Genomic DNA, 21,254 nt, shown 5'->3' with positions numbered 1-21,254 from the left:
AGCTCGGGGCCCCAGCCGATGCCGGTCACGCCCTTTCGCCCCGCGACCGACACCTGGTTTCGCGAGGCCTTCGAGCAGGCCACTCCCATCCAGTCCCGCGGCTGGCCCGCGATCCGCGCTGGCCACCACTGCCTGCTGATCGCCCCGACCGGTAGCGGCAAGACCCTTGCCGCGTTCCTGAGTGCAATCGACCGCTTGACCGGCGAGCCGGCCCCGGAACCCCGCACCGGCTACTCGGTGCTCTACATCTCGCCCCTGAAGGCACTGGCCACCGACATCGAGCGCAACCTGCGCGCCCCGCTGACCGGCATCACGCGGACCGCCGCGCGCCTGGGCGACGAGTCGGCCCGCGAACCCGTGGTGCACATCCGCACCGGCGACACCCCGCAGGCCGAGCGCCGCGCCCAGGCGCGCGAACCCGGCGACATCCTGGTGACCACGCCGGAGTCGCTTTACCTGCTGCTGGGCTCGAAGGCCGCGGAGAACCTCGAATCCGTCCATACGGTGATCATCGACGAGGTACACGCCCTGGCCGGAAACAAGCGCGGCGCGCACCTGGCCCTGTCGCTGGAACGCCTGGCCGAGCGCTGCGGCGAGGACCCGCAACGCATCGGGCTCTCCGCGACCGTGCATCCGATGGAGGTCGCGCGAGGCTTCCTCGGCGGCGACCGCGAGGTGGAGGTGATCGACGCCGCCGAGGCCCCACGCCTGGATCTCGAGATCCTCGCCCCGGAGGAGCCGCCAGCGGCACACGCACCTCCCACCCTCGAAGCGTCCGAAGGCGCGGAAACCATCCCGTCCGGCTCTATCCTCGGCGCGGTCTACGGCCAGGGCACCGGACCACTCCCGGGCGGGGGCGGCGACCGCGCCGCGCGCCTGGAGCCGCGCCTGCTGGCGGCGATCCTGGAACACCGCTCGACCATCGTGTTCGTCAACAGCCGCGGGCTGTGCGAACGCCTGGTCCAGCGCATCAACGACGCCTGGCGCGAACAGCATCCCGAGGACGCCAAAAAGCCCGAAGACCTGGTCGCCGCTCACCACGGCAGCGTCTCCCACGAGCGCCGCGCGGAGATCGAGGGGCGACTGAAGACCGGGCGCCTGCGCGGCATCGTCGCCACCAGCTCGCTGGAACTGGGCATCGACATGGGTGCGGTGGACCTGGTGATCATGGTCGAATCGCCCGGCTCGGTTGCCCGCGGCCTGCAACGCGCCGGACGCGCCGGGCACGGAGTCGGCCAGGTCTCGCGCTCGCTGCTGCTGCCGCGCTTTCGCGGCGACCTGCTGGAATGCGCGGTGATTGGCGAGCGCATGCAGGTCGGCGCGCTGGAACCGATCCATGCCCCGCACAACCCGCTGGACGTGCTCGCCCAGCAGCTCGTCGCGATGGTCTGCGAACGCCCGCGCACGGTGGACGAGCTGCACGCGCTGATACGCCGCGCCGCACCCTGGCGCGAGCTGTCGCGCCCGCTGCTGGAGGCGACCCTGGATATGCTCTCCGGCCACTACCCCAGCACCGACTTCGCCGACATGCGCCCATGGCTCGCCTGGGACCGCGCCCGCGACGAGCTGACCCCGCGCCGGGGCGCGGCGCTGGCCGCGCGCCTGAACGCCGGCACCATCCCCGACCGCGGCCTGTACGGCGTGCATGTCGGCGAGGGCGGCCCGCGCATCGGCGAGCTGGACGAGGAGATGGTGTTCGAGCTGAAGACCGGCGAGAACGTGACCCTGGGCGCCAGCACCTGGCACGTGGAGGCGATCACCCGCGACCGCGTGCTGGTCTCCCCCGCCCCCGGCGAGGTCGGCAAGCTGCCCTTCTGGCACGGCGACGGCCCCGGCCGCCCAATCGAACTCGGGCGCGCAATCGGAGCCGCGACCGAACGCCTCGCGCGCATGGACCGCGCCGAACGCGCGACCTGGCTCACGGAGCATGCCCCGCTGTCGGAGGCGGCGGTCGAGACCCTCGGCGACTACATCGACGAACAGCGCGAAGCCACCGGGCAGCTCCCGTCGGACAAGCGCATCGTGGTCGAGCGCTTTCGCGACGAGGTCGGCGACTGGCGCGTATGCATCCTGACCCCGTTCGGCGCCCGCGTGCACGCCCCCTGGGCGCTGGCCCTGCAGGGGGCGCTGACCAGCACGTCCGGGTTCGAGGTGCAGGTGATGTACACCGATGACGGCATCGTGCTGCGCCTGGCGGACAGCGAGGACCTGCCCGAGCTGGACAGCCTGTTCCCCGACCCGGAGGAACTGGAGGAGACGGTCACCCGCGAGCTGGGACACTCCACCCTGTTCGCCAGCGCCTTCCGCGAGAATGCGGCCCGCGCCCTGCTTCTGGTGCGCAACCGCCCGGGCCAGCGCACGCCGCTGTGGGCCCAGCGCCTGAAGTCGCAGCAGCTGCTCGCGTCGGTGCGCGAGTACGCGAGCTTCCCGGTGGTGCTGGAGACCTACCGCCAGGTGCTGGCCGACGTGTTCGATCTGGACGCCCTGCGCGAGATCCTGCGCGGGGTGCAGGAGCGCCACATCCGGGTGCACGAGGTGGAAACGCCACGGGCCTCGCCGTTCGCCCGCAGCCTGGTGTTCGCCTACGTCGCCGCCTACATCTACGAGCAGGACGCGCCGATGGCCGAGCGCAAGGCCCAGGCGCTCACACTCGATCGCGGGATGCTGGCCGAGCTGCTGGGCCAGGCCGAGCTGCGCGAGCTGATCGACCCCGACGCCCTGGCCGAACTCGAGGCCGAACTGGCGCACACCACGGAGGCCACACAGGTCCGCGACGCCGACGAGCTGCATGACCTGCTGCGCCGGCGCGGCGACCTGACGCGGGAGGAGATCGAAGCCGCAGCGGCCGACAACCCCGCGCCCTGGCTACAGACCCTGGCCGGCGGGCTGCGTGCGGTCGAGGTCCGGATCGCCGGCGAGCCGCGCTGGATCGCGGCCGAGGACGCCGCCCTCTTTCGCGACGCGCTCGGGGTCGTGCCACCACCTGGCCTGCCCGCCGGTTTCCTCGAGCCGCCGCAACGCCCGCTGGAACAGCTGCTGCGCCGCTACGCCCGCACGCATGGGCCATTCCGCGTCGAGGACCTGGGCGTTCGCTACGGCTTCGCGCCCGGCGCGCTGCTTCCGGCGCTGGAGACGCTAGAGGGTGCCGGCGTGCTGCTGCGCGGCGAGATCCGCCCGCAAGGCCAGGGCGAGGACTGGTGCGAGCTGGACATCCTGCGCCGGCTGAAGCGCCGCACCCTGGCCCGCCTGCGCGACGAGGCGGCGGCGGTGGACGCCCGCGCGCTGGGCCGCTTCCTGCCCGCCTGGCAGGGCCTGAGCGAGCCCGGGTCGGGCATCGGCACCCTGCGCGAGGTGCTCACGCAGCTCGAAGGCGTCGCCCTGCCCTGGTCGGCCTGGACCGCCCATGTGCTGCCGATGCGGGTGCGCGACTTCTCGCTGGACGCGCTGGACCGCATCACCGCCTCCGGCGAGTTCGTCTGGGTGGGCAGTGGCGCGCTGGGCCCGCGTGACGGGCGCATCCGCTTTCTGCGCCGTGAACAGGCGATGGTGTTGCTGGAACCGGATACGCCCGAGACGGTGGCACCGGCCCGCGACGACCCACTGGCACAGGCCATCCTGGAGACGCTGGACCGGCGGGGCGCCTGCTTCTACATGGAGCTGGAACGCGCGGCCCGCGAGGCGCAGCCGGACGCCCGCCAGGACGCGATCGAGGCCGCGATCTGGGATCGGGTCTGGGCCGGGCAGATCACCAACGACACCTTTGCCCCGCTGCGCAGCCTGGGCCAGCGCAAGGGCTCCGCGCGCGGCCGGCGGCGCCCGGGCCAGGGCCTGGCCGGCGGGCGCTGGTCACGGGTGGCCGACCTGATCGACCCCGGCGTGTCGCTGACGGAACGCGCTCGCGAACAGGCCGAGAACCTGCTGGCACGCTACGGCGTGGTCAGCCGCGAGATGGCGCGCGCCGAGGGGCTGCCGGGCGGCTTCGGCCGCGTGTACCCCGTCTACCGTGCGATGGAGGACGCCGGCAAGCTGCGCCGCGGCCACTTCGTCGAGGGCCTGACCGGCGCCCAGTTCGCGCGCGCCGGCGCGGTGGACCGCCTGCGCGCGCTGGAACGCACGGCCGACGCTACCCCCGAGCCGCAGTGGCTGACCAGCGTCGACCCGGCCAACCCCTGGGGCCAACTCCTGCCCTGGCCGCAGCCGCCGGACGCCGCCGAGGGCCGCCTGCGCCGCGTGGCCGGGGCCCTAGTCGCGCTGGCCGGCGGCCAGCCGCTTTTGTATCTCGCCGCCTCCGGCCGCCAGCTGTTCGTCTGGGAGACGATCCCCGGCAGCGACACCGCGGAGGAACACGCCACCCTGGTGACCGACGCCATCCGCCAGCTCACCGGCAGCGGCAGCCGCTGGCTGCCCAAACGCCGCGGCATCACCATCGAGAGCATCAACGGCGAACCTGCCCGCCAGTCCCCATTTGCCGCCGCGCTCCGTGCGGCCGGTGCCATGGGCGAGGTCCGCGGCCTGCGCCTGGAACCGCCCGCCGGCCGACGCTGAGACGCCGCACCGGGAAAGAGCCAGGAAAGGCTCTTCACCACAGAGGGCACGGGAGGAGACGGAGAAATGCGCAGGGCTGTCAGGGGGTACCGCCGCTCTTGCGCACCGGCCCGGCAGCGCCCCCTTGTCATCCCGGAAACCGCGCAGCGGTTATCCGGGATCTCCGCGGTGTGGCCGGCCGAACGCTGGAAGCCAGGAATTACGTCGGAGATCCCGGCTCTTCGCTACGCTGCGGCCGGGATGACCTCCGGTTTTCCGAGGTCGGGACAGGGTGAACGAAAACCGGACCTGGTGCCCCGCCTTCATCCGATCTCGCCGCGGCGTACGCGATGGCAAGACCACGTGTGCGCTCCACTTAACCCGTTCCGGAAACCACTCCACGAATTTCTCCGTGCCCTCTGTGCACTCTGTGGTGCAACCAAAAGACGTGGCGCTGGAGAAACGCGTCAGGCGGCGAGGGCCTGCCCCAGCGCGGCGAGGAAGGCGTCGTTTTCGTCGGGGCGACCGACGGTCACGCGCAGGCAGTCCGCGAGTAGCGGATGCGCCCGGCCGACGTCCTTGATCAGGATCCCGGCGTCGCGCAGGGCCGCGAAGGTCGCATGCCCCGCCCCGGCGCGCACCCGGAACAGGATGAAGTTCGCCTGGCTGGGAAAGACCTGCTCGACCCCCGTCGTCCCGGTTAGACGCTCGCTCAGGCGGTCGCGTTCCTCGACGATCCCGCGCGCCTGCGCGTCCAGCGCCTCGCGGTGCTCCAGGGCGAAGGCCACCGAGCGCTGGGTCAGGGTATTGATGTTGTACGGCAGGCGCAGACGATCCAGCGCATCGATCCAGGCCGGCGTGCCCGCCAGATAGCCAAGCCGCGCGCCGGCCAGCCCCAGCTTGGAGACCGTGCGCATCACCATCAGGCCGTCATCCTCGCCAACACACGAGAGGAAGCTGTGCGCGGCGAACGGGGCGTAGGCTTCGTCGACCACCGTGACCCCGGGGTTCTCGTCGGCGATGGCCTGTACTCTTGCGGCGTCGTCCAGCGTCCCGGTGGGGTTGTTCGGGTAGGCGAGGAACACCAGCGCCGGGTTGTGCTCGGCCATCGCGGCGCGCATCGCATCGAGGTCCAGGGTGAAGTCCGCATTCAGGGGGGCACCGATGAACGGCACCCCCAGCGCGCGGGCCAGCACGCCATACATCACGAAGGTCGGCTCCGGCGCCAGTACCGGACGCCCGGAGCCCGCCACCGCCGTGATCAGGATCTGGATGAGTTCGTCCGACCCATTGCCGAAAATCAACCCGGCGGCCTCGGGCACACCGTGGGCGGTGCGCACCTGTGCGGCCAGACCGAGGGCCTGGGCATCCGGGTAGCGGTTCAGTTGCGGATCGCGCAGGGCCGCCAGCCAGGCGTCTTCCAGATCCCCCGGCCAGGGATGCGGGTTCTCCATCGCGTCCAGCTTGATCAGGCCGGTCGCGTCGGCCACCTGGTAGGCCGGCTGCGCCAGCACCTCCGGGCGCATCAGGGCGTCCGGGGTCCGGGTCGCACGGGCGGTCATCGACTGCGCAGTTCGGCGGAACGCGCGTGGGCGGTCAGGCCCTCGCCGTGGGCCAGCGCCGCGGCGGTCTCGCCCAGCTTGGCCGCACCCTCGGCCGAGCAGTGGATGATGCTCGAACGCTTCTGGAAGTCGTACACGCCCAGCGGCGAGGAGAAGCGCGCGGTACGCGAGGTCGGCAGCACATGGTTGGGGCCGGCGCAGTAGTCGCCCAGGGCCTCGGAGGTATAGCGGCCCATGAAGATCGCACCGGCGTGGCGCAGCCCGGCATCCAGCATCGCCTGCGGGTCGGCCACCGACAGCTCCAGGTGCTCCGGGGCGATGCGGTTGGCAACCGCGACGGCCTCGGCCGAGTCGCGCACCTTCACCAGCGCGCCGCGCTTGTCGAGGCTGGTGCGGATGATCTCGGCGCGCGGCATTTCTTCGAGCAGGCGGTCCATGGCCTCGGCCACGCGATCCAGGAACGCGTCGTCCCAGGACAGCAGGATGGACTGGGCCTGCTCGTCGTGCTCGGCCTGGGAGAACAAGTCGGCCGCGATCCAGTCAGGATCGGTCTCGCCGTCGCAGACCACCAGGATCTCCGACGGGCCGGCGATCATGTCGATGCCGACGGTGCCGAACACCTCACGCTTGGCCGCGGCCACGAAGATGTTGCCGGGGCCAACGATCTTGTCCACCGCCGGGATCGTCTGCGTCCCATAGGCCAGCGCGGCCACGGCCTGGGCACCCCCCACGGTAAACACGCGATCCACGCCGGCCACGGCGGCCGCGGCCAGCACCAGATCGTTCAGCTCACCGCCCGGGGCGGGCACGACCATGACCAGCAGCTCGACGCCAGCGACCTTGGCCGGTATCGCGTTCATCAGCACGGAGGACGGGTAGGCGGCCTTGCCCCCAGGTACGTACAGGCCCACCGAGTCCAGAGCGGTCACGCGCTGGCCAAGAACGGTGCCGTCCTCGTCGGTGAAATCCCAGTCCCGCATGAGTTGGTGTTCGGCGTAGCGGCGGATGCGCGCACTGGCCATCTCCAGGGCCTTGCGCTGCTCCGCCGGGATCGACTCCAGTGCGGCCTGCAGCCGGTCGTGCGGGATCTCGAGATCGGACACCGCGGCGCGGTCGAGACGGTCGAACTTGGCGGTGTAGCGCAACACCGCGGTATCGCCCTCGGAGCGCACCGCGCCGAGGATTTCGTCCACCGCGTCCCGCACGCCGGTGTCGGCAACGGATTCCCAGGACAGCAGGCGCTCCAGGGCCTGATCGAAATCGGGCTGCTGGGTATCGAGTCGGGCAATGGTGGGCATGGGGTATTCCTCGGTTCAGGCGGGTACGGCAGCCTTGCGGCGAGCGCGCACGGCATCGGCCAGCAGACGCAGGGTGGCCTCACTGTCGTCCCAGCCCATACAGGCATCGGTGATGCTCTGGCCATATTGCAGCGGCTTGCCGGGCAGGATGTCCTGGCGACCACCGGTCAGGTGGCTCTCCAGCATCACGCCCATAATGCGCCGATCGCCGCCGGCAATCTGTTCGCCCAGCACACGCGCGACCTCGATCTGCTGGTTCGGGTCCTTGCGGCTATTGGCGTGGCTGCAGTCGACCATCACCGACTCCGGCAGCTCCGCCATGCGCAGTTCCTTGCAGGCGTGCTCGATGCTTGCGGCGTCGTAGTTCGGCTGCTTGCCGCCGCGCAGGATGATGTGGCAGTCGTCATTGCCGGTGGTCGAGAAGATGGCCGAGCGCCCGGACTTCGTCACCGACAGGAAATGATGCGGGCGCGAAGCCGAACGGATTGCGTCAATTGCCACGCGCAGACTGCCATCGGTGGAGTTCTTGAATCCCACCGGACAGGACAGACCGGAGGCCAGCTCGCGGTGCACCTGGCTCTCGGTGGTGCGCGCGCCAATCGCGCCCCAGGCGACCAGGTCCGCGATGTACTGCGGGCTGATCAGGTCCAGGTACTCGGTGGCCGCCGGCATGCCCTTGACCGCCAGATCGCGCAGCAGCCCACGCGCCACGCGCAGGCCCTTGTTGATGTGGAAGCTGCCGTCCAGGTCGGGATCGTTGATCAGGCCCTTCCAGCCCACTATGGTGCGCGGCTTTTCGAAGTACACCCGCATTACGATATGCAGTGCGTCGGAGAGTTCTTCGCGCAGCGTCTTCAGGTGATCGGCATAGTCCAGAGCGGCATCCACATCATGGATCGAGCAGGGGCCGACAATCACCTGAAGTCGATCGTCCTCGCCACGCAGGATGCGGTGGCAAGCCCGGCGGGCCTCAAACACGGTGTCGGCCGCCGCATCGGTGATCGGCAGTTCCTCGCGGACGGTGTCCGGGGCGGACACCTCCTGGATTTCGCGGATTCGCAGGTCGTCGGTATCGGCGGTCATGGGATTCTCGATTACGTCGTCGCGGGGGTGACGGCCTCCCGCAGGCCCTCGACAAGATTTTGAATGGTTCTATGTCGCATCTTCATGGCTGCCTGGTTCACGATCAACCGGGAGCTAATGGGGGTAATCAGCTCCAGCGGCTCCAGGCCATTGGCCTTGAGGGTATTGCCAGTGTCCACGAGGTCGACGATGTAGTCAGCCAGACCCACCAGCGGCGCCAGTTCCATCGAGCCGTAGAGCTTGATGATATCGACCTGGCGACCCTGCTGGGCGAAGTAGTTCTGCGTGATATTCACGAATTTGGTGGCAATACGCAGGCGCTGCTGCGGGTCCGGTTGCTGACCCGGGCGCCCCGCCAGCATCAGCCGACACTCAGCGATATGCAGATCCAGCGGTTCGTACAGCCCGGCCGCGCCGTGCTCCATCAGCACGTCCTTGCCGGCCACGCCGATGGACGCCGCGCCGTGCTGCACGTAGGTGGGCACGTCGGTCGCGCGCACCACCACGATCTTCACGTCCTCGCGGTTGGTGTCGAGGATCAGCTTGCGCGTCTCGTCCGGATCCTCCAGCAGCTCGATCCCGGCGCTGGAAAGCAGCGGCAGGGTGTCCTTGAGGATGCGGCCCTTGGACAGGGCGATGGTCAGGGCGTTGGGATCCATCATGGGTCAGGCGTTCGTCCGGTTCCGTGTGAGTCGCAGCTTCAGACCGGCTCGCGACGAATGGTCGCGCCGATCTGGCTCAGTTTTTCCTCGATGCATTCGTAGCCGCGATCGATGTGGTAGATGCGGTCCACCTCGGTCTCGCCCTCGGCCACCAGGCCGGCGATGATCAGGCTCGCCGAGGCACGCAGGTCAGTCGCCATCACCGGCGCACCGACCAGTTTTTCCACGCCCTCGACGATCGCGGTATTGCCCTCGATGGTAATGTGCGCGCCCATGCGCTGCAGTTCCAGCGCGTGCATGAAGCGATTCTCGAACACCGTCTCGACTACCGATCCGGTGCCCTCGGCCACGGTGTTCAGCACCATCATCTGCGCCTGCATGTCGGTCGGGAAGGCCGGGAACGGCGCGGTGCGCAGGTTCACCGCCTTCGGACGCCGGCCCTCCATATCCAGCTCGATCCAATCCGGCCCGGTCTCGATGCGAGCGCCGGCCTCGACCAGCTTGGCCAGCACCGCGTCCAGCAGCTCCGGGCGGGTATTGCGGCAGCGCACGCGCCCACGGGTGACCGCGGCGGCGACCAGGAAGGTGCCGGTCTCGATGCGGTCCGGCATCACGTCGTATTCGCAGCCGTGCAGGCGCTCCACGCCCTGCACGCGAATGGTGTCGGTGCCGGCACCCTGGATCTTCGCGCCCATCGCGGTCAGGCAGTCCGCCAGATCGATGACCTCTGGCTCGCGCGCGGCATTCTCGATCAGGGTCTCGCCCTCGGCCAGGGTGGCGGCCATCAACAGGTTCTCGGTACCGGTTACCGTCACCTGGTCGAAGACCACGCGCGCGCCCTTCAGGCGGTCCGCGCGAGCGTGGATGTAGCCGCCTTCCACCTCGATCTCGGCCCCCAGGGCCTCAAGACCCCGCAGGTGCAGGTTCACCGGGCGCGAACCGATGGCGCAGCCGCCCGGCAGGGAGACCTCGGCCTCGCCGAAGCGGGCCAGCAGCGGCCCCAGCACCAGGATGGAGGCGCGCATGGTCTTTACCAGATCGTACGGGGCGACGCACTGGGTCAGCGTGGTCGGGTCGACCTCGATGCGCATGCGCTCGTTAACCGTAAGGCTGACGCCCATGCGGCCGAGCAGCTCCATGGTGGTGGTCACGTCCTGCAGATGCGGGACGTTGCCAATGGTCATCGGCCCGTCCGCCAGCAAGGTGGCGGACAGGATCGGCAACACGGCGTTCTTGGCCCCGGAGATCCAGACCTGACCCTCGAGTCGGCGACCTCCGGTAATGATCAGTTTGTCCATGGGATGCCCGGATTGACCGCCGAACCGACCGTGGTTCGGCGAAACGCGCCATGATAACGAATCCGCGCCGGGCTCGCCCGTTCGCCCGCCGCCGGCACGACTCAGGCGACGGAACGGGCGGCGGAGTCGGTGATAATCGACTCCAGGTCGTACAACTCCAGTAACGGGCGCAACCCCTCGGGGAGGGGCTCGAAGACCAGGGTGCGGCCCTGTTCGCGGGCGCGACGCCAGAGGATGACCAGGAACGCCACGCCGGCGCTGTCGATACGCCCCGCCTGGGCAAGGTTCACCCGGGCGTGCTCGGGGAGTTGCGCCGCCAGGCCGCGGGCCCGTGCCTCCAGCCCGGCCACCGTCGCGAAGGTCAGTGGCCCGCTGACGACCAGACCGCCTTCATCCGCCCGGATCTGTGCGTCGCTCACCGGTCCCCGGCCCCGTTGTCGGGGGTCACGTCGCCCACGGCATCCTCGATCAGCGCCTCGTCGCCATCTTCCAGGCGCTCGATCAGCGCCTCCAGCCCATCGCGGTTGATCTCCTCGTTAAAACGAGTGCGGAAGTTGCCGACGAAGCTGAGCCCCTCGGCCTCGACGTCGAAGACCTTCCATTCGCCGTTCACCGGACGCAGACGGTAGTTGACCTGGATGTTCGACTGGCCGGAGCCCATCACCACCTCGGTGGCGACCACGGCCATGCGCTCGTCCTGGCGCGAGCGCCGCTCGATGACGCGCACGTCCTTGTCCAGATGATCGGCCAGTTGCACCCCGTAGGCCTGCAGCAGCGTGTTCTTGAAGGCCTCGGCGAAGCGGTCTTGCTGCTCGCTGCTGGCATCGCGCCAGTGACGTGCCAGGACCAGACGGGCCATCCCGTTGATATCCACGCCGGGCAGGATCTCCTCCTCGATCACGCCGATCACGAAGTCAGGATCTTCCTGCGCACGCGCCTCGTTTGCCCGCAGCTTCTCGTAGACCGCGTCGATCGACTGCTTGATGAGCTCGGCGGGGTTTTCTTCGGCCTGGGCGGGAGCCGCCAGGATCAGGACCAGCAGCGCCAGCGGCAGGATCAGGATTCGTTCATGCAACCATTTCATGTCTCTTGCTCCCGGTTTGGGTAGATCAGTCACTACCCATGTTGGTCATGAAGCGACCGATGAGGTTCTCCAGCACCAGTGCCGACTGGGTGAACATCAGCTCGTCGCCTTCCTGCAGGGTGTCGTAGTCACCACCCGGCTCCAGCGCGATGTACTGTTCACCCAGCAGCCCCGCGGTGTGGATGGCGGCCTGGGTGTCCATCGGCAGGTAGTCGTGCTCCGAGCGGATCGCCAGGGTCACCTCGGCGCGAAAGCGTTCCGGATCGTAACGGATATCCGCCACTCGCCCGATGCGCACACCCGACACCGTGACCGGGGCACGCGTCTTGAGACCCCCGATGTTGTCGAAGTATCCGCTCACCGTATAGGTGTCACGGTCGTGGTAGTCGGTCACGTTGCTGACCTGGACCGCCAGGTAGAACAGCGCCCCGATACCCAGGAGCACGAAGACACCGACCGCCAGTTCGAAGAAACGTACCTTCATTATTGCCACCTGTCCTGGGTAAACACTGTTTGGTCAGCCCGCGCCGAACATCAGCCCGGTCAGGATGAAATCGAGGCCCAGCACCGCGAGCGACGACACCACCACCGTCTGGGTCGTGGCGCGCGAGATGCCCTCGGACGTCGGCTGCGCATTGAAGCCCTGGAACACCGCGATCCAGGTCACCACGAAGCCGAACACGATGCTCTTGATCACGCCGGAGAGCACATCCTCGTTCCAGTCGGTCACCGACTGCATCTGCGAGAAATAGGCGCCGCTGTCCACGCCCAGCAGCCCCACCCCGACGAGGTAGCCGCCCATCACGCCCACGGCGCTGAAGATCGCGGCCAGCAGCGGCATGGAGAGAAACCCGGCCACAAAGCGTGGCGCGAAGATCCGGCGATAGGGGTTCACCGCCATCATCTCCATCGCCGAGAGCTGTTCGGTCGTCTTCATCAGCCCCAGTTCCGCGGTCAGCGCGGAGCCGGCGCGCCCGGCGAACAGCAGCGCGGTGACCACCGGCCCAAGTTCGCGTACCAGCGACAGCGCAACCACCCCGCCCAGGGCCTCGGCCGCGCCGAAGTTCACCAGCGTGATGTAGCCCTGGTACGCCAGCACCATGCCGACAAACAGCCCGGACACGACGATGATCAGCAGCGAGCGCACGCCCACCGAATACACCTGAACAAGTGTCAGGCCGAAGCGGCGAAAGACGATATCCAGGCTCGCCAGCATCCGGATCAGGAAGATGAACGCCCGACCGAACACCGTCAGGGCATTGATCGTGGTCCGACCCAGCGCGGCAATCGAATCAGTCATCGCGGCGCTCCCCCTGCCCCAGCAGGTCATCGCGGTAGGACGCGCCCGGGTAATGAAACGGCACCGGCCCGTCCGGGCGACCCTGCAGGAACTGCGCGCTCCAGTCGGAGGCGCGCGCCTCCAGTTCGTCCGGCGGCCCGGCATCCACTACCCGGCCATCGGCGATCAGCACCACTTGATCGGAGATCGCCATCGCTTCGGTCACGTCATGCGAGACCAGCACGCTGGTGAGCCCCAGGCTTTGATTGGTCCGGCGGATCAGGCTGACGATCTGGCCCATGGTGATCGGATCGAGCCCGGTGAACGGCTCGTCGTACAGGATCAGGTCCGGGTCCAGCGCAATGGCCCGCGCCAGCGCGACGCGCCGCGCCATGCCACCGGACAGGGTGGCCGGGTCCAGGTCGCGCGCCGCGCGCAGGCCCACCGCCTCCAGCTTCAGCAGCACCAGCGCGTGCAGCACGTCCTCCGGCAGATCCGTGTGCTCGCGCAGCGGGAAGGCGACGTTCTCGAATACCGAGAGATCCGTCAGCAGCGCGCCACTCTGGAACAGCATGCCCATGCGCTTGCGCAGCGCGTACAGCCGCCGGGTGGAGAGCCTCGCCACCTCCTGGCCATCCACCCAGATGCGGCCCTTGTCCGGACGCAACTGACCGCCGACCAGGCGCAGCAGCGTGGTCTTGCCACTGCCGCTGGGGCCCATCACGGTCGTCACCTGCCCGCGCGGGATGCGCATCGACAGGTCATCGAAAATCATTTTGCGCCCGCGCCGGAAGCACAGGTTCTCGATCACGATATGCGGACTGTCTTCCACTGCCGGGTCAGCCACGCGCGCTCCTCGCCCTTAAGGAAACACGGATTAATGTACACGCTCGCGCTCGAGTCGCTTTTGCGTGCGAACAAGGCGCGGTGACCGCCGTGCAGTCATTCTGCACAAGGGAGCCGCAACGCCGTGCGCACGCCCGTTTTTGATGACAACGGGCGGCCGAGCCCCTTCGGGGTTGGCACCCCAGGTTCCCCGATCCTGCGTTGCGGCCCGAATCGGTCAAAAACGGGCCGGTAGAACAACTACCGGCTGCGCGCCGCGCCTGGGCTCGGAAAACCTGGGGTACCAACGCGAGTGTGTACATCAATCAGTGTTTCCTTAGGCCCACAGAACCCCGAAGTCTGGGCGCAGGCCGGGAGACCGTCAAACGGGCGGGTGCGGTGCTCATCCCAATCCCAGCAATGCGGCGATAGTGCGGAAATCCGACAGCCGCTCCGGACGCGCGCGCAGGAACACCGGGATCTCGCCGCTGCCGCCGGCCTGCCCGAGGGCCTCCACCAGCGCGCGCCAGCCCGGCGCATCCAGCCCTGCCTCGGGGCTGACCTGCCAGGCCCCGCCCCCGGCAAGCGCCGCCGATTTCGGCGCCGGGGCGGGATGAAACCAGGCCGCCTCGGCGCGCGCGAGCACCCGCTCCTCGCCGGCGCCGTACACCATCAGGCGCCCCAGTCCGGCCGCCTCCAGTGCCGCGCGGATCGCCTGCACCTGCGCCGGCCCCATCGGCCCCGGCGCCACCGCCTGCAGGCCGTCGCCGACAGCCTCGGCCAGCGCGCGCGCCCGCGTCGCACCCGTCTCGAGGCCCAGCTCCACCGGCCAGTCCAGTGTCAGCCGCAGCGCGGGGGGCACGGCCTCGGCCCAGTCGCCAAAGGCCGGCGCCCCGGCCTCGGTCCACACCGGGGCAGGCAGCAACAAACGGCTGTGGTAATGGGTGTAGTACTCCAGCTGCCAGTCCTGCGGCAGGTCCTCGGGGAAGAAGTCGTCCCACCAGTCCTCGCCCGGAGCCGCAACCCCGGCCGCCTGCAATACCAGTGCCTCGTGATCCTGCGACATGCCCCAACCTCCACGGCGTAACCGCATCTTTGCGCGGATTGCTTGTATCACCTGCGAGCGCGCGGCACAGTTGGCGCCATGCGTTTCGACCTGTTCCAAGAGCTCTCGGTACCGGACTTCCTGCAGACCTCCGAAGCGGAGGTGCTGGAGAACACCCTGCGCCTGTGGGAGCGCGCCGATCGTCTCGGCTTCGGCACCGCCTGGCTGGTGGAGCACCACCTGATGCCGGAGTTTTCCCACTCCACCGCGCCGGACCTGGTGCTGGCCGCGGCCAGTCAGCGCACCAAACGCCTGCGCCTGGGGCTGGGCGTGGTCCCCCTGCCCTACCACCACCCCCTGCGGGTGGCGCAACGCGTCGGCATGCTCGACCAGCTCTCCGGCGGGCGACTGGATCTGGGCATCGGGCGCGGCTTCTCGCCGCGCGAATATGCCACATTCGGGGCCGAGATGAGCGAGTCCCGCGCGCGGGTCGATGCCGGGCTGGATGCGCTGCGCCAGGCCTTCGCCACCGGCCGCATCACCCAGGACGGGCCGTTCCATCACCTGGACGACGTGCCCGTGATGCCGCGCCCGGTACAGGCCCCGCACCCGCCGATCTGGACCGCCGCGGTCAGCCCGGAGTCCTTCACCTGGGCGGCGCAGCAGGGTATCGGCGCGCTGGCCGGGCCATTCAAGCCCTGGCAGATGATCCGCGAGGACATCCGGCTGTACCACGAGGCCTGGGACGCGACACGCACGGACGTCGCCCACCCGCCCCGGGTCGGCATGACGCTTGGGGTTCTGTGCCTGCCGGACGGCAAGCGCGCGCGACGCGAGGCCAAGCCGGCCTTCGAGTGGTTCTATCGCCACATGTTCCAGCAGACCCTGCCGGTGCTGGAACGCCTGATCGAGGGCTACGACTATTACCGCTCGCTCGGCCGCTTCCGCCATCTGGTCAAGGCCGGGATCAACCTGAAGGTCCTCGACATGCTGGGCATGACGCTCGTCGGCACCCCCGCCGAGTGTCGTGAACGCATCGAGGGCCTGCGCGCGGCCGGGGTCGATCAGGTGCTGCTCGCCTTCGGCGCCGGGGCCGTTCCGCATGCGCTGGCCGAGGAGTCCATGGACTGCTTCGCGGAAGAAGTCATACCCGCGTTTGCCGACCCCGCCCCGGCCACCATCGCCCACACCGCGACCTGAGCGAAACACGGATGCACGTCGCCGTGACCGGCGCCGCCGGGCGCCTGGGGCAAGTCCTGCTGCCCGCCCTGGCACACGAGCCGACGATTGAACACATCCTCGCCCTGGACCGGGCCGCGCCAGCGCTGCCTCCCCCCGAAAACGGAACCGTTATCGAGGCCCGGGTACTCGACCTGGCACAGCTCCAGCCGGACGACCTGGCCGGGGTGGACACCCTGGTGCACCTGGCCTTTCAGTTGATGGGCGGTCACGGGGGCCGCCGCCGGCATGACCGCACCTGGGTCCGCCAGCAGAATGTCGCCCTGAGCCAGCAAGTGTTCCACGCGGCGGTGACCGCCGGTGTACGCCACATCGTGTTTCTGTCCAGCGCGGCGGTCTACGGCCCCTGGCCGGACAGCCCGCAGCCGCTCCGTGAGGACCATCCCACCCGGCCGCGCTTCCCCTATGCCGAAGACAAGGTCGCCGTGGAGCAGGCCCTACTCGCGCTCGCCCGGGAACACCCCGAGTGCCAGGTGACCCTCCTGCGCCCGCCCGCGATCGTCGGCCCGAACGCCCACCCGCTGTTGCTGCAGATCGCCCGCGGGCGGCTGTATCCCGCCGGAGGCGAACAGCCAGTGCAGATCCTGTGGGAGGACGATGCCGCCGCCGCGATCGTACGCAGCATCACAACTCGCACCGCGGGGATCTTCAACCTGGGGGCCGAACCTGCCTGGTCGCTACGGGCGATGGCGCGCCACCAGCGGCGCTGGGGGATCCCGGTGCCACTGCGGCTGATCCGCACCCTGCACCCGCTGGCCTGGCGCCTGACCGCCCGCGCCGGGGACCCCGGCTGGGTCCGCGGGCTGGACGGCCCGCTGGTACTGGACTGCACCCGCGCCCGCGAGCAGCTCGGCTGGACACCGCAGGTGACCACCGCCGGGTGCCTGGAACGCCTGCGCTGCTGAAACCACTACCCAATCGGCTACAATCCCGGACCTGACCCTCCCGGACCCGACTGTCCATGGTGCTACCCGTTGTCGCCATCATCGGCGGCCTGATCCTGCTGACCTGGAGTGCCGACCGCTTCGTGTTCGGCGCCTCGGCCCTGGCCCGCGGCCTGGGCGTAAGCCCGCTGATCATCGGCCTGACCATCGTCGCCTTCGGGACCTCGGCACCGGAGATCGTGGTCTCGGTCCTCGCCAGCCTGCAGGGCAACCCGGGGCTGGCGGTGGGCAATGCCATCGGCTCGAACATCGCCAACATCGCGCTGGTGCTGGGGGCCGCGGCCGTCGTCGCGCCACTGGCGATCGGGCGCGGCATGGTTCGGCGCGAACTGCCGATCCTGCTGCTGGTCAGCTTCGGCGTCCTGCTCTTGCTGATAAACGGCGAACTGGGCCGACCAGAGGGCAGCGTCCTGCTCGGCGGCCTGGTGGCATTCACGGTCTGGCTGGCCTTGACCGCCCGCCGTGCGCAGCAGGCCCCGAGTGAGGACACTCCCACGGTCGTACGCGGCATGGTCGAAACGATCCCGGAGGGCGACCGACTGAGGCCCGCGATCGCCTGGCTCGTGTTCGGGCTACTGCTCCTGCTGGCGAGCAGCCAGGCCCTGGTCTGGGGGGCCGTCGAGATCGCCGAACAACTGGGGGTCAGCGACCTGGTCATCGGGCTGACCATTGTCGCGGTGGGCACCAGCCTGCCGGAGCTGGCGACCTCGGTGGTCGCCGCCTTCCGCCGCGAGGCCGGGCTGGCGATCGGGAATGTGGTCGGCTCCAATCTGTTCAACCTGCTCGCGGTACTGGCCGTTCCGGCCCTGATCGCGCCGCTGGCAATCGACGCCGATGTGCTGACGCGCGACTATCCGGTGATGCTGGCATTGACCGTGGCGCTGTTCCTGATCGCGCTGGGCCGCCGCGGACAGATCCGGCGCTGGCAGGGCGCCCTTCTCCTCATCGCCTTCGCAAGCTACCTTGTCCATTTGGGAATCACGGCAACCGCATGAACTTCAACCCCGAAACGACCCGCAACCTCGCCCTGGCCGTCCTCAATGACGAGGCCGAGGCCGTACGCAACCTCGCCCAGCGCATCGACGACCGCTTCCTCGAGGCCTGCCGCTGCATCCTCGCGTGCAAGGGCCGCGTGATCGTCACCGGCATGGGCAAGTCTGGGCACATCGGCAGCAAGCTGGCCGCGACCCTGGCCTCCACCGGCACACCGGCCTTCTTCGTGCATCCGGGCGAGGCCAGCCACGGCGATCTCGGCATGATTACCCGCGAGGACGTAGTCATCGCGCTGTCGAACTCCGGCGAGACCGACGAGATCATTACCATCCTGCCGCTGATCCGGCGCCTGGGCGTGCCGCTGATCGCCATGACCGGCAACCCCGGCTCGCGCCTCGGTGCGGATGCCACCGTACACCTGGATGTCAGCGTCGAGCGCGAGGCCTGCCCGCTGGGCCTGGCTCCCACCTCCAGCACCACCGCGGCGCTGGCGATGGGCGATGCCCTAGCCGTCGCGGTGCTGGACGCACGCGGCTTTACCGCCAACGACTTTGCCCGCTCGCACCCCGGCGGCCGCCTCGGTCGACGCCTGCTGGTGCATGTCGCCGATATCATGCACACCGATGATGCGATCCCGCGCATCACCCCGGAGGCCCCGCTCAAGGACGCCCTGTTCGAGATCACCCGCAAGGGCCTGGGGCTGGTGATCGTAGCCGGCGCCGACGACGAGATCCAGGGCGTGTTCACCGATGGCGACCTGCGCCGCACCCTGGATGCCGGGCACAGCCTGGACGGCCTGACCATCGGCGAGGCCATGACCACCGGCGGCCACACCGCGCAGCCCGACTGGCTGGCGGTGGAGGCCCTGGAGGCCATGGAGAGCCGGCGCATCAACGCCCTGCCCGTCACCGACGCCGAAAACCGCCTGGTGGGCGTGATCAACATGCACGACCTGCTGCGCGCCGGGGTGGCCTGATGAACCTGGATGCCACCACTCTGCGCACCCACCAGCAGGCCGTGCGCCTGCTGATCCTGGACGTGGACGGCGTGCTGACCGACGGCAGCCTGTTCCTCGGCGACGGCGGCGAGCAGTACAAGGCGTTCAACAGCCGCGACGGCCACGGTATCCGTCTGGCCCTGGACGGCGGGATCGAGATCGCCATCCTGACCGGGCGCACCTCCGGGGTCGTCGAGCACCGCATGCGCGACCTGGGCGTGGAGCATCTGATCCAGGGCCGCCGCGACAAGGGCGAGGCCCTGCACGAACTGCTGCAACGCACCGGTCACGACCCCGCCGAAGCGGCCTTCATGGGCGACGACATCGTGGATCTACCAGCGATGCAGCGGGTCGGGCTCGGGATCGCGGTCGGTGACGCCCACCCGCTAGTGCGCCAGCATGCCCAGTGGGTGACCGAGGCCCATGGCGGGCGCGGGGCCGTGCGCGAGACCTGCGAAGGCCTGCTGGCCGCGCAGGGCCGGCTCGACGCGCTGTTCGAGACCTACCTGAACGGATGAGCCAAAGGACTCGCCGCCAAGTCGGATGGGCCCTGGCCGTGCTCGCATTCGCGTCCGCGCCCCTGGCGCAGGCCGAGGTAAGCCCGCCCGAGGGCGAGGTCACGCTGCAGATTGACGGCTTCACCCTGCATGCCACCGGCGACGACGGCGAACTGAGCCATCGTCTGCGCGGCACCCGCCTGCGCGAGTTCGGCCGTGACGGCCCCCAGTGGGTGGACGACCCGGACCTCGACCTGTTCGCCGAGGGCGGTATCGAATGGCGCTGGACCGCCCCGGCCGCCCTGCATCAACCAGCCGCCGCGACCCTGGACCTGGTGGGCCCCACCCACGGCGTACAGCCGCCCCGCGGCGAACGCGTGGAGACCCTCATCGATTCGCGGGATGTTCGCGTCGCCACCGACACCATGGTCGCCACTTCGGATGCCCTTTCCACCCTGAACCAGCCGGGCCTGTTCCAGCGCGGCACCGGTCTGCGCGTGGACTCGCGAGGGGATACCATAGAGTTGTTCCATGACGTGTACTCGCTCTACAGCGAGACGAGCGAGGAGGATCCCGCGCATGACCCCGAATCCCCATAGCCTTCGCCACCGTCCGGGCCAACCGGGTGCCCGCGTGGCGGCGCTCCTGCTGCTCGTGCTCCTGGCCACGCCCGCGTTCGCCCAGCAGGGCTCGGGCCCGGCGCTGCCGGTGGAGATCACTGCCGACCGCGCGGAGATGGACGAACGCCAGGGGCTGGGGACCTACACCGGCGACGTGATCGTGATCCGCGGCGACATGACCCTGGAGGCCGACAAGGTCTACGTGCGCACCCGCGATCGCCGCCCCTACGAAATGGAGGCCCACGGCGAGCCGGCACGCCTGGAATCACCCGATCCGGAAACCGGAGAGATGCGCATTGCCACCGCCCTGCGCATCGACTACCTGCTGAACGAAGACCGCATGATCCTCACCGACCAGGCCCATGTGATCACCACCAGCGAGGAGGCGCGCGGCAAGCGCATCACCTACGACCTGACGACCGACGTGATCGAGGCCGAACGCGGCGAAGGCGACAGCGAGCGCGTGCGCATCACCATCCAGCCGCGCGACGACGAATGAACGCCACCGCCCCCAGCCCATCCGCCACACCGGCACAAACCAACGACCGCCTGATCGGACGCGAGCTGACCAAGCGCTACGGCCAGCGCACGGTGCTGGACCAGGTGGACGTCGACCTCGCGCCCGGCGAGGTGGTCGGCCTGCTGGGCCCGAACGGGGCCGGCAAGACCACCTGCTTCTACAGCCTGGTCGGGCTGATCCGCCCCAATGCCGGGCGCATCACCCTGGGCGAGCGCGACATCACCCGCGCCCCCATCCACGTGCGCGCGCGCGCCGGCCTCGGCTACCTGCCGCAGGAGGCCTCGATCTTTCGCCGCCTGAGCGTGTGGGACAACCTCCAGGCCGTGCTCGAGCTGCGCCCCGGACTCGATCGCCACGAGCGCCGGCGCATTGGCGATGCGCTGATCGAGGAGTTCCAGCTCGAGACCGTGCGCCACAGCCCGGGCATCGCGCTGTCCGGTGGGGAGCGTCGCCGGGCCGAGATCGCCCGCGCCCTCGCCGGGGATCCGCGCTTCATCTGTCTGGACGAGCCCTTCGCGGGGGTGGATCCGATCTCGGTCGGCGACATCCAGGACGTGATTCGGCATCTCGCCCAGCGCGGCATCGGCGTACTGATCTCCGATCACAACGTGCGCGAGACCCTCGGCATCTGCCACAGGGCCTATATTCTAAGCGAAGGCCGCCTGCTGGCCGCCGGGACACCGGACGAGCTGCTGGCCGATCCCCAGGTGCGCCGGGTCTATCTCGGCGAGAACTTCCGCCTGTGAAAGCGCCCCATATGCGGCCCGGTCGGTGCACAAACCAC

General features: G+C 69.4%; 20 protein-coding genes. 9 read left to right on the top strand and 11 right to left on the bottom strand.

The annotated features are described in order from the left end of the window. Nucleotides 1–18: 18 nt before the first annotated feature. A complete protein-coding gene (locus tag TVD_RS01980) occupies nucleotides 19–4,545 on the top strand; it encodes a DEAD/DEAH box helicase (protein WP_047250680.1) in 4,527 nt (1,508 codons plus the stop codon). Nucleotides 4,546–4,991: 446 nt separating this feature from the next. On the opposite strand, the gene hisC is transcribed toward TVD_RS01980, so the two are convergent. From hisC to TVD_RS01925, 11 genes are all read right to left on the bottom strand, one after another. Then, a complete protein-coding gene (gene hisC, locus TVD_RS01975) occupies nucleotides 4,992–6,086 on the bottom strand; it encodes a histidinol-phosphate transaminase (RefSeq protein ID WP_082119059.1) in 1,095 nt (364 codons plus the stop codon). Continuing rightward, nucleotides 6,083–7,384 (bottom strand): histidinol dehydrogenase, encoded by a 1,302-nt coding sequence (hisD, locus tag TVD_RS01970; RefSeq protein WP_047250679.1) that lies wholly within the window; start codon nucleotides 7,382–7,384, stop codon nucleotides 6,083–6,085. Before hisD ends, hisC begins: the two co-directional genes overlap by 4 nt. Nucleotides 7,385–7,399: 15 nt before the next feature. Beyond that, entirely contained in the window at nucleotides 7,400–8,467 is a 1,068-nt protein-coding gene (locus tag TVD_RS01965; protein WP_047250678.1) for a 3-deoxy-7-phosphoheptulonate synthase, read from the bottom strand. An 11-nt stretch (nucleotides 8,468–8,478) separates the two neighbouring features. Continuing rightward, nucleotides 8,479–9,129, bottom strand: coding sequence for an ATP phosphoribosyltransferase (gene hisG, locus TVD_RS01960; protein ID WP_047250677.1), 651 nt, complete (start codon nucleotides 9,127–9,129; stop codon nucleotides 8,479–8,481). 38 nt (nucleotides 9,130–9,167) lie between these two features. After that, nucleotides 9,168–10,427 (bottom strand): UDP-N-acetylglucosamine 1-carboxyvinyltransferase, encoded by a 1,260-nt coding sequence (gene murA / locus TVD_RS01955; protein WP_018144514.1) that lies wholly within the window; start codon nucleotides 10,425–10,427, stop codon nucleotides 9,168–9,170. A 101-nt stretch (nucleotides 10,428–10,528) separates the two neighbouring features. Beyond that, nucleotides 10,529–10,846, bottom strand: coding sequence for an STAS domain-containing protein (locus TVD_RS01950; protein WP_047250676.1), 318 nt, complete (start codon nucleotides 10,844–10,846; stop codon nucleotides 10,529–10,531). Then, complete coding sequence (locus tag TVD_RS01945; RefSeq protein WP_047250675.1) at nucleotides 10,843–11,511, bottom strand: MlaC/ttg2D family ABC transporter substrate-binding protein; 669 nt, start codon at nucleotides 11,509–11,511, stop codon at nucleotides 10,843–10,845. Before TVD_RS01945 ends, TVD_RS01950 begins: the two co-directional genes overlap by 4 nt. Nucleotides 11,512–11,536: 25 nt before the next feature. Then, a complete protein-coding gene (gene mlaD / locus TVD_RS01940; RefSeq protein ID WP_018144517.1) occupies nucleotides 11,537–11,995 on the bottom strand; it encodes an outer membrane lipid asymmetry maintenance protein MlaD in 459 nt (152 codons plus the stop codon). Nucleotides 11,996–12,028: 33 nt separating this feature from the next. After that, the gene (gene mlaE, locus TVD_RS01935; RefSeq protein ID WP_018144518.1) at nucleotides 12,029–12,811 is read right to left on the bottom strand and encodes a lipid asymmetry maintenance ABC transporter permease subunit MlaE; all 783 of its coding nucleotides are present in this window, start codon (nucleotides 12,809–12,811) and stop codon (nucleotides 12,029–12,031) included. Then, nucleotides 12,804–13,637: an ABC transporter ATP-binding protein gene (locus TVD_RS01930; RefSeq protein ID WP_026313092.1), complete on the bottom strand. Its 834-nt coding sequence runs from the start codon at nucleotides 13,635–13,637 to the stop codon at nucleotides 12,804–12,806. Before TVD_RS01930 ends, mlaE begins: the two co-directional genes overlap by 8 nt. Nucleotides 13,638–14,018: 381 nt before the next feature. Beyond that, complete coding sequence (locus tag TVD_RS01925) at nucleotides 14,019–14,681, bottom strand: hypothetical protein (protein ID WP_047250674.1); 663 nt, start codon at nucleotides 14,679–14,681, stop codon at nucleotides 14,019–14,021. Nucleotides 14,682–14,759: 78 nt separating this feature from the next. Here TVD_RS01925 and TVD_RS01920 point away from each other — a divergent pair, with 78 nt between their 5' ends. The 8 genes from TVD_RS01920 to lptB are packed head-to-tail and all read left to right on the top strand — an operon-like array spanning nucleotide 14,760 to nucleotide 21,216. Beyond that, nucleotides 14,760–15,860 carry an LLM class flavin-dependent oxidoreductase gene (locus TVD_RS01920; RefSeq protein WP_047250673.1) on the top strand — a complete coding sequence of 367 codons (1,101 nt, stop codon included), beginning with the start codon at nucleotides 14,760–14,762 and terminating at the stop codon, nucleotides 15,858–15,860. Nucleotides 15,861–15,871: 11 nt separating this feature from the next. After that, nucleotides 15,872–16,804, top strand: a complete 933-nt coding sequence (locus tag TVD_RS01915; RefSeq protein ID WP_047250672.1) for an NAD-dependent epimerase/dehydratase family protein — start codon at nucleotides 15,872–15,874, stop codon at nucleotides 16,802–16,804. Nucleotides 16,805–16,860: 56 nt separating this feature from the next. After that, complete coding sequence (locus TVD_RS01910) at nucleotides 16,861–17,838, top strand: calcium/sodium antiporter (protein WP_047250671.1); 978 nt, start codon at nucleotides 16,861–16,863, stop codon at nucleotides 17,836–17,838. Next, entirely contained in the window at nucleotides 17,835–18,812 is a 978-nt protein-coding gene (locus tag TVD_RS01905; RefSeq protein WP_018144524.1) for a KpsF/GutQ family sugar-phosphate isomerase, read from the top strand. The genes TVD_RS01910 and TVD_RS01905 overlap by 4 nt, the downstream gene beginning before the upstream one ends. Continuing rightward, nucleotides 18,812–19,351 (top strand): KdsC family phosphatase, encoded by a 540-nt coding sequence (locus TVD_RS01900; RefSeq protein WP_047250670.1) that lies wholly within the window; start codon nucleotides 18,812–18,814, stop codon nucleotides 19,349–19,351. The genes TVD_RS01905 and TVD_RS01900 overlap by 1 nt, the downstream gene beginning before the upstream one ends. A gap of 38 nt (nucleotides 19,352–19,389) precedes the next feature. Beyond that, a complete protein-coding gene (lptC, locus tag TVD_RS01895; protein ID WP_018938207.1) occupies nucleotides 19,390–19,929 on the top strand; it encodes an LPS export ABC transporter periplasmic protein LptC in 540 nt (179 codons plus the stop codon). Further along, nucleotides 19,910–20,449: a lipopolysaccharide transport periplasmic protein LptA gene (lptA, locus tag TVD_RS01890; RefSeq protein WP_018168275.1), complete on the top strand. Its 540-nt coding sequence runs from the start codon at nucleotides 19,910–19,912 to the stop codon at nucleotides 20,447–20,449. The genes lptC and lptA overlap by 20 nt, the downstream gene beginning before the upstream one ends. After that, a complete protein-coding gene (gene lptB / locus TVD_RS01885; protein ID WP_019571650.1) occupies nucleotides 20,446–21,216 on the top strand; it encodes an LPS export ABC transporter ATP-binding protein in 771 nt (256 codons plus the stop codon). Before lptA ends, lptB begins: the two co-directional genes overlap by 4 nt. Nucleotides 21,217–21,254 lie beyond the last annotated feature (38 nt).

Source organism: Thioalkalivibrio versutus (genome assembly GCF_001020955.1).
Classification (GTDB): Bacteria; Pseudomonadota; Gammaproteobacteria; order Ectothiorhodospirales; family Ectothiorhodospiraceae; genus Thioalkalivibrio; species Thioalkalivibrio versutus.
Note: the sequence above shows the minus strand (reverse complement) of the source record. Positions and strands in the feature narration are given on the sequence as shown.